This window comes from Erwinia piriflorinigrans CFBP 5888 (genome assembly GCF_001050515.1).
Lineage (GTDB): Bacteria > Pseudomonadota > Gammaproteobacteria > Enterobacterales > Enterobacteriaceae > Erwinia > Erwinia piriflorinigrans.
The window spans coordinates 932,670-941,525 of the sequence record NZ_CAHS01000015.1; the positions used below are offsets into that span (position 1 = coordinate 932,670).

The following is an 8,856-nucleotide window of genomic DNA, read 5'->3' on the forward strand; positions in this document are numbered from 1 at the left end:
TGCACGTTAAATACCGCAAACGATAAATAAGGTCATAACATCAATATGAATGCGAATACCCCAGCCTTACCTTCTACTTCTGACAGTCATAACCTGAAACTGACCCCATCAACCCTCGCGCAGGAAGAAATCTTCCTGATAGAAGAGACGCATCAGCAGGCGAATTGTTGGCTTTCATTTTCACTGGAAATCAACGGGCAGCTGGACGTTGATAAGCTGTCACAAGCGCTGGGGCATCTGGGTCAGCAGGTTCCCCTGCTGCAAACGCGCCTGCTGTATCAGGATGGCGTTTTATGGCAGCAGCGCACTATTGATAGCCAGGTAACCCTGGAATTGACCGATTTACGTCACCACGCTGCGCCAGAAGCGGCGTGTCAGCAGCAAGTCGCGCAAAACGCGCCGGACAACAGATGCACGGATGGGGCGCTTTCCCGCTTCAGGCTCTGGCAGCTTGGCGACGAACGCTATTGCCTCGTAGCCTGGTTCCATCACAGCCTGCTCGATGTACGATCCTGGACAATCCTTAATTCACTGCTGGCCGATAGCTATAACGCCTTACTGAGCGGTTCATCACTGCCGACATTTCCCTGGCTGAATGCTTCCTCGCTGGCCGATGAGGAGCAAACCTGGCTTACCGCCTCAACCAGCAAGGACGATGCCGCATTCTGGCAGGAGTACGTCAGCAGGCTGCCAGCGGCGGCCATGACGCAACGTATTATTGGCGAGGAGAGAAGATCGCTCAACGTACGTCATATCTTGCACCTGCAGGAAGAAAAACGCGCGCGTATACTGTCATTGGCCAGCCAGCAGGAAGTCAAAGAGCCTGTTATCTATCTCAGTGCGGTTGCGCTGCTGATGCGCCATCTCACCGGGCAAGAAACTGTCAGTCTCAGCCTGCCGGTGAAAGGCACCTGGAACGCCGACCAGCCGGGTATGACCTCCAACGTTGTTCCGCTGATCCTCGATCTCCCTGCACATGCCACCCTGCAGCAAATTCTGGCAATGGTTAAACAAGAACTGCGGCTGGTACTGCCACATCAGCGTTACCGCGCACAGGCGATCCAGCGCCACGCCGGGCTGAGCGCCCGACAGGGGTTCGGGCCGCATGTCAATATTATGCTGTTTGACCAGGGCGCATCCTTCCAGAACTGCCAAACGCAAGCGCATTTCGGACGCCATATTGACAGCAGCGATATGCACTTTACCTTCTGGGGCGACTCCCGGCAGGGTGAAGTAGACATCCTGCTGGATGATGCGATTGAAGGGCATCGGCCCGGAGAGCTCGACGCCATTGGCAGCCAGCTGCGCTTTTTCCTCGAACAGCTTACTGAAGCAGCGGACATGCCGCTTTACCGGCTGGATGAATTAGCCGGACTACACGCTCATCCGCAGCTGGCGCAGAGTTTTTATGCCCTGCGCCGTCGCCCGGCCGATGCCGGTGTACTGCGTTGGGACAGGCCGGTTAATCAGCTGATTAGCCAGTTTTATGCCGGTCAGTGGGTCGGCGCGGGCAACAGCCCGCTGCCGGTCAGTAAAATATGGCTGGATAACACCCTTGTCAGCTTCAGAAAAATAGATCCGCTGGCTAAACCGGATGATGCTGCGCCGGGTACGCTGCTGGCGGTAGACAGCCTGGGTTGGCACATTGCCGTCGCCGATGGCGCAGTGCACATTCAGGGCTTTTTCTCTCTGGACGGCACCCCCTGCTGCCCGGTTGCCCTGGCGCAGGCATCAGGTATCAGTCCCGGATCGGTGCTGAAAATTATCAGCGAAAATGAAGCCCGACAGCTAACCCAGCAATGGCATAGCTCTGTTGCACACCAGGGCTGGTGGATCGAGCGTCTGAAGCAGCGTGACGGCAGCTGGTTATCAGCGGCCCGGCCTGAACAACCCCATATTCAGCCACACTGGCAGACAACGGAGTGGGCGGCCGTTGATACCGCAAGGGAAGACGCACTGCCTGCACTGCTTACTGCCTGGCTGATTTATATCGCACGCGACACCGGGCAGACATCGCCGCAAATCGGCGTACGGTTAAGCTCAAAAGCCTATCCCGCGCCTGGAGCGTTGTTTGCTTCGACGCTGCCGTTTACCGTGCCTGTCGATCTCTCCTTACCATTCAGTCATATCGCCGATACCGTTGGTGAGGAATACAGCGCCCTGCTCAGTCATTTGCCCTGCCCGGCGGAGTGGCTGCAAAGCAACGGTGAGAACGCGAGCGCTTTCACCCTCTGCGTGGTGGAAAATGCTGGCATGGTGGACACAGATGACTCACCGGGTCACCTGCTGACCCTGCAATACAACAGCCAGCTTAACGCTATACGCTGGCTGTATAACGCCAGCTTCTTGGACACTGAAGAAGCAGAGCGCCTGACGCCTCGTCTGCAAGTGCTGTTGAGCGCGGCGGCGCGCACCGATAATGCCGACATGCCCGCAGCGGCGTTACCGCTACTGACAGCCTCCGACAGCCAGCTGCTGGAAAGCTGGAACGCGCCCGCTAGCGCTCCCCTCCCGGCGCAATACCTGGCGCAGATGTTTGAAGCCCAGGCAGCGCGGAGTGCCACAGCCGTTGCGCTGGTGAGCGGCGGGAAGCAACTCACCTACGCCGGACTTAACCAGCGCGCCAACCAGCTGGCTCATTGCCTGCTGGCTCGCGGCGTCTCACCTGAGGATCGTATCGCTTTCTGCCTTGAGCGCGGGGTGGATATGGTTATTGCCATGCTGGGCATCCTCAAAGCGGGAGCGGCTTACGTCGCGCTCGATCCCGCCTATCCCAGCGAACGCCTGCACTATATTCTGCAGGACGCCGCGCCGGCCTGTCTGCTAACCGATGCGCTGGGCAGGCAGACGATGGCAACCTCTTCGGTGACCACGCTGGCTCTGGACGAGGCTCTACTGCGCGATTATTCCGCAGATAATCCCTGCCTGAACCATCCTGCCCTGACGCCACAAAGCCTGGCGTACATTATCTATACGTCAGGCTCGACGGGGCAGCCGAAGGGCGTGATGATCAGCCATGAAAATATGGTTAACTTCCTCTGCTGGAGCCAAAGCGTATTCAGTCAGCCGGAGATGATGCGCACCTTCAGTGCCACCTCGCTTAACTTCGACCTTTCGGTATATGAATGTTTTGCTCCGCTGATACGCGGCGCGGCGGTGCATATCGGTGAAAACGCGCTGGCGCTGACCGCCAACAGTGATATCACGCTGCTGAACACCGTTCCTTCCGCCGCCCAGGCGCTGCTGAATAACCGGCAGTTCCCTGAAGCATTAGCCAGCCTGAACCTGGCGGGCGAAGCCCTGAGTGCCAGCCTGATTAAACGGATTTTTGCTGAAACCCACATTCAGCAGCTGTGCAATCTGTATGGCCCGTCGGAAACCACCACCTATTCAACATGGCACCGCTATACGCGGGACGGAGCGATGAGCGAGACCATTGGTCGCCCGATAGCCAATACCCGAATCTACCTGCTGGACGAGGCGATGCAGCAGGTGCCGCCCGGATCGGTAGGGGAGATCTGGATTGGCGGTGCCGGGGTTGCGCGCGGCTACTTCAATCGCCAAAAACTGACCGCAGAGCTGCTTCACTGACGCTGGCGCAGCGCTGTAGCGGTATTGCCGCCCCGGCTCCGCTGTTCAGCGCCCTGCTGAACTACCGTCATAATCAGGAAAGCGATGGCAGCCTGCCCATGCCAGCCGGCACCACCCTGCTGAGCGGTGAAGAGCGCACCAACTATCCCTTTGTGATGGCCGTGGATGATGATGGCCTGTCGCTGGGCCTGAGCGCGCAGATGACATCTGAGATCGATCCTGAACACGCCTGTGGCTGGATGGCCCAGGCGCTCGCCTCACTGCTTGCGGCACTGGAGAAAGAGCCGCTGGCTCCCGTGCGTCAACTGCGCGTGGTGCCTGCCGCAGAACGTACCCTGCTGCTGGAAACGTTAAACCAGCCGAACCGGCCTTATCCGGCAGACCGCTGCCTGCATGATGAGTTTGAGATGCAGGCGGCCGCTAACCCGCAGGCTGTCGCACTGACCTGCGGTGAACAGCGGCTCAGTTATGGCGAGCTGAATGCCCGCGCTAACCGGCTGGCGCACTATCTGATGGAGGCCGGCGTCGGCCCCGATCGCCGTGTTGCGCTGTGCGTGTCGCGCAGTCCGTCGATGATCGTCGCTCTGCTGGCGATCCTGAAAGCGGGCGGCGCTTATGTGCCGCTTGATCCGAGCTATCCGGCCGATCGACTGGCCTATATTATTGAAGACGCCCAGCCGGTCATGCTGCTGCATGATGATGCCGGACGTGAAGCATTGGGCGAGGTGGATGTCCCAGCCCTGTCGCTGGACAACAGCCTGCCGGGGAGCTGGCCTCAAGATAACCCGCAACGCCATCAGATCTTACTTACCACGCAACATCTGGCTTATATCCTGTACACCTCCGGGTCGACCGGCAAGCCAAAAGGGGTGATGCTGGACCATGCTGCCGTGCAGTGCCGCCTTGACTGGATGCAGCAAACCTACGGCTTCTGCGCTGATGATGTTTTCCTGCAGAAAACCACCTTCAATTTCGATCTATCCGTCTGGGAGATTTTCTGCTCGCTACAGTGCGGCGCTCAACTGGCGCTGGCCAGCGATGCGGACGTTAAGGATCCGCAGCGTATGGCCGACCTTGTTACGCGTGAAAAAGTCACCATCGCGCAGTTTGTTCCTTCAACGCTGGCACCTTTCCTTGCAACCCAGTCGGCTGACAACGCCAGCCCGCTGCGGCTGGTGATTTTTGGTGGCGAAGCGCTGACGCCGGAACATCTGAAACAGTGCCAGTCGGTATTACCACGCGTGGCGTTCAGAAATATGTATGGCCCCACAGAAGCGGCGATCGATGCGCTCTTCTGGCCGTGCCCGGATAATTACGACGGCAGCCAGATTGCTATCGGCCGGCCGATGGACTGGACCGCCGCCTACGTGCTTGACGAACAGGGAGATCCGGTGCCATTTAGCGCGGTGGGCGAACTCTATCTCGGCGGTGCCGGGGTGGCGCGCGGCTACTTCAATCGCCAAGAACTGACCGCAGAGCGCTTCCTTGATGACCCGTTCAGCCCACTGCCCGGCGCGCGCATGTACCGCACCGGCGACCTCGCCCGCTATCTCAACGACGGCAACCTGATTTACCTCGGACGCAACGATGACCAGGTGAAAATTCGCGGCTTCCGCATCGAGCCGGGCGAAATCGCCGCACGCCTCAGCGAGCACCCGGACGTGCGCGAGGCCGCCGTCACCGCACAGCTGCGAACCGGTGCCGAGCCGCGCCTTGTCGCTTACGTCGTCCCGCGCACGACGGCCGATAATCCGTCCGCCGCCGCGCTGCGCGACTTCCTCGCCGGACGTCTGCCCGACTATATGGTGCCCGCCGCCTGGCTCACCCTCGACGCCCTGCCCCTGACCCCCAACGGCAAGCTTGACCGTCGCGCACTGCCCGCCCCCGACGACGACGCCTTTGCCCGCGCCGACTTCGAAGCGCCACGCGGCGATGCCGAGCAGGCCCTCGCCGGCCTGTGGAGCGAACTGCTCGGCGTCAGCCGCCCGGGCCGCCACGATGACTTCTTCGCCCTCGGCGGCCACTCCCTGCTGGCGGTGAAACTCAGCGGCCGCCTGCGCCAGTCCGGCAGCGCCCTGACGGTGCAGCAGATTTTCGCCCACCCGACGCTGGCTGAAATGGCCGTCGCCGCCGGCCACGCCTCCCGTGACGAGCTGCCCGCCTTTGGCCACGCCGACCGCGACCAGCCGCTGCCGCTCTCCTTTGCCCAGCAGCGCCTGTGGTTCCTCTGGCAGCTCGACAACGACCCCGCCACCTACAACATGCCCGCTGCCGTTACCCTGCACGGCGATGTCGACGCCGACGCCCTGCGCCTCGCCCTCGGCGACCTCTTCGCCCACCACGAGGCCTGGCGCATGACCTTCAGCGAGCAGGACGGACAGCCCTTCGCCCGCCTGCTGCCCCCGGACGCCGTACCGCCGCTGGTGCACCACGACCTGCGCGACCTGCCCGACCATCAGGCGCAGCTGCAGCGGCTCTGCGAAGAAGAGGCCCATCAGCCCTTCTCGCTGGCGCTCGGCCCGCTGGTGCGGGCGCGCCTCGTGCTGCTGCCCGGCGACCGCGCCTGCCTGCTGATCACCCAGCACCATATCGTCTCCGACGGCTGGTCGGTCGACGTGATGTGGCGCGAGCTGAGCGCCTGCTATAACGCCCGCCGCGCCGGACAGGTCGCCACGCTGCCGCCGCTGCCGCTGCAGTTCCCCGACTATGCCGCCTGGCAGCGCCGCTGCCTCACCCCGCAGCGCCTGTCGCAGCAGTCCGGCTACTGGTATCAGCAGCTGCACGGCGCGCCCGACCTGCTGCCGCTGCCAACCGACCGGCCGCGACCGCCGCAGCAGAGCTACCTCGGCGCGGCGGAAGCCGTCGACCTCGGGCCGCAGCTCAGCGATGCCGTGCGCCGCTTCAGCCGCCAGCACGGCGTCACCCCTTATATGACCGTGCTTGCCGCCTGGTCGGTGGTGCTCGGCCGCCTCGCCGGCTGCGACGACATGGTGATTGGCACCCCGGTCGCCGGCCGCGACCGCGCCGAGCTGGAGCCGATGATCGGCTTCCTGGTCAACACCCTCGCGCTGCGCATCCGCCCGCAGCACGATACCGACGTGCCCGCCCTGCTGGCACAGGTGCGCCGGCAGGTGCTCGACGGCCAGATGCATCAGGCGCTGCCGTTCGAGCAGGTGGTGGAGCGCCTTAACCCGCCGCGCCAGCTCGCCCACGCCCCGCTGTTCCAGGTGCTGCTCGCCTGGCAGACCGCCCCGGCGCAGCTCGCGCTTGACGGCCTGCTCATCAGTCCCGCGCCGGACGCCTACGCCCGCATCAAGTTCGACCTTGAGCTGTCGCTGGTCGACGACGCGCACGGCATCCACGGCGCGCTGCGCTATGCCACCGCCCTGTTTGATGCCGACACGGCGCGGCGCCACGCCGGCTATCTGCTGCGCGTGCTGGAAGCGATGCTGGCACAGCCGCAGCAGCCGCTGGCGCGCCTGCCGATGCTCGGGGAAGAGGAGCGCCGCCGGCTGCTGCTGGACGCCAACGTCACCCCGGACGACCCCGGCACGCGCTGCCTGCATCAGCACCTTGAGCAGCATGCCGCCCGCAGCCCGCACGCCGTGGCGCTGGCCTGGGATGGCGGTACGCTCAGCTACGGCGAGCTTAACGCCCGCGCCAACCGCCTTGCCCACCGCCTGCTGGCCGAAGGCGTGCAGCCCGACAACCTGGTGGCCCTGTGCGCCGACCGTTCGCCGCAGCTGATGATCGGCCTGCTGGCGATCCTCAAGGCCGGTGCCGCTTACCTGCCGCTCGACCCCGCCTATGCCGGAGAGCGCCTGGCGTATATTCTCGACGATGCGCGCCCCGCGCTGCTGCTGGCCGATGAGGCCGGACGCGCCGCCCTCGGCGACACCGCGCTCAGCGCCATCGCGCTGGAGCGCGCGTCCGACGACGACGCATGGCCGGCGGAAAACCCCGGCTGCGCCGTCGCCCCGCACCATCTCGCCTACGTCATTTACACCTCCGGCTCCACCGGACGCCCCAAAGGGGTGATGATAGAACACCAGCAGCTGACTCACCTGTGCTTTGCCCAGCAGCAGATGCTGGCCGTCAACCCGGATAGCCGGGTGCTGCAATTTGCCTCCATCAGCTTCGACGCTAGCGTATTTGAGGTGGCGATGGCCTTCAGTCAGGGGGCCAGACTGACGCTGGTCGGGGAAGAGGTGCGCCGTGATGCCGCCATGCTGATGCTGTTTATTCAGCAGCAGGGGATCACCCACGCCACGCTACCTCCGGCGCTGTTCAGGGGCGTTGATGCTGCGCCGCTGGCTCACGCCGGGTGCCTGGTGTTTGCCGGAGAAGCGCCGAGCGCCGCACTGCTCAATACGCTTGGCCCGCGCACCCGCGTGCTTAACGCTTACGGCCCGACCGAGGCGGCGGTCTGCGCCACGGCCTGGGTAGTGGATCGCCCGTGCGAGGAAGGTTATATCCCTATCGGACAGCCGATTACCAACAGCCGCATTTATCTGCTGAATGACGATCGGCAGCCGGTGCCGACGGGCGCAACCGGCGAAATCTATATTGGCGGACTGGGCGTCGCACGCGGATATATCAACCAACCCGAACTGACCGGGGAATGCTTCCTGCCCGACCCGTTCAGCCCACAGTCGGGCGCACGGATGTACCGCAGCGGCGATCTGGCGCGCTACCTGCCCGACGGCAGCCTGGCGTATCTTGGCCGTAACGATGACCAGGTGAAAATTCGCGGCTTCCGCATCGAGCCGGGCGAAATCGCCGCCCGCCTGGATGAACATCCGGACGTGCGTGAAGCGGCGGTGATCGCCCGCACGCAGCATGGCGAACCGCAGCTTGTCGCTTACGTCACCCTGCATCAACCGTGCGACGCGCTGGCCGAAACCCTGCGCGACCATCTGCAAACGCGCCTGCCCGCCTGGATGATCCCGGCCGCGTATATCGCCCTACCTGAGCTACCGCTGACCGCCAACGGCAAGCTTGACCGCCGCGCCCTGCCGGGGCCGGACGACAGCGCCTTTGCCCGCAGCGCCTTTGAAGCACCACAGGGCGAGGTCGAGCAGGTGCTGGCCGGGATCTGGCAAGAGTTGCTCAGCGTGGAGCGCGTCAGCCGCTTTGACAACTTCTTCGCCCTCGGTGGCCACTCGCTGCTGGCGGTACGGCTGATGGAGCGGCTGCGCCGTCTGCAGCTGTCCGCCAGCGTGCAGGCACTGTTTACGACCCGCACCCTCGCCGAGCTGGCCGCCA

2 protein-coding genes are annotated in these 8,856 nt (G+C 63.5%); both read left to right on the forward strand.

Annotation, left to right across the window (positions count from 1 at the left end):
• The first annotated feature begins 45 nt into the window (after positions 1 to 45).
• The gene (locus EPIR_RS19085) at positions 46 to 3,591 is read left to right on the forward strand and encodes an AMP-binding protein (protein WP_023655755.1); all 3,546 of its coding nucleotides are present in this window, start codon (positions 46 to 48) and stop codon (positions 3,589 to 3,591) included.
• Between the two features lie 98 nt (positions 3,592 to 3,689).
• The coding region (locus EPIR_RS19090) for a non-ribosomal peptide synthetase (RefSeq protein ID WP_048697450.1) at positions 3,690 to 8,856 on the forward strand (5,167 nt) is incomplete at its 3' end.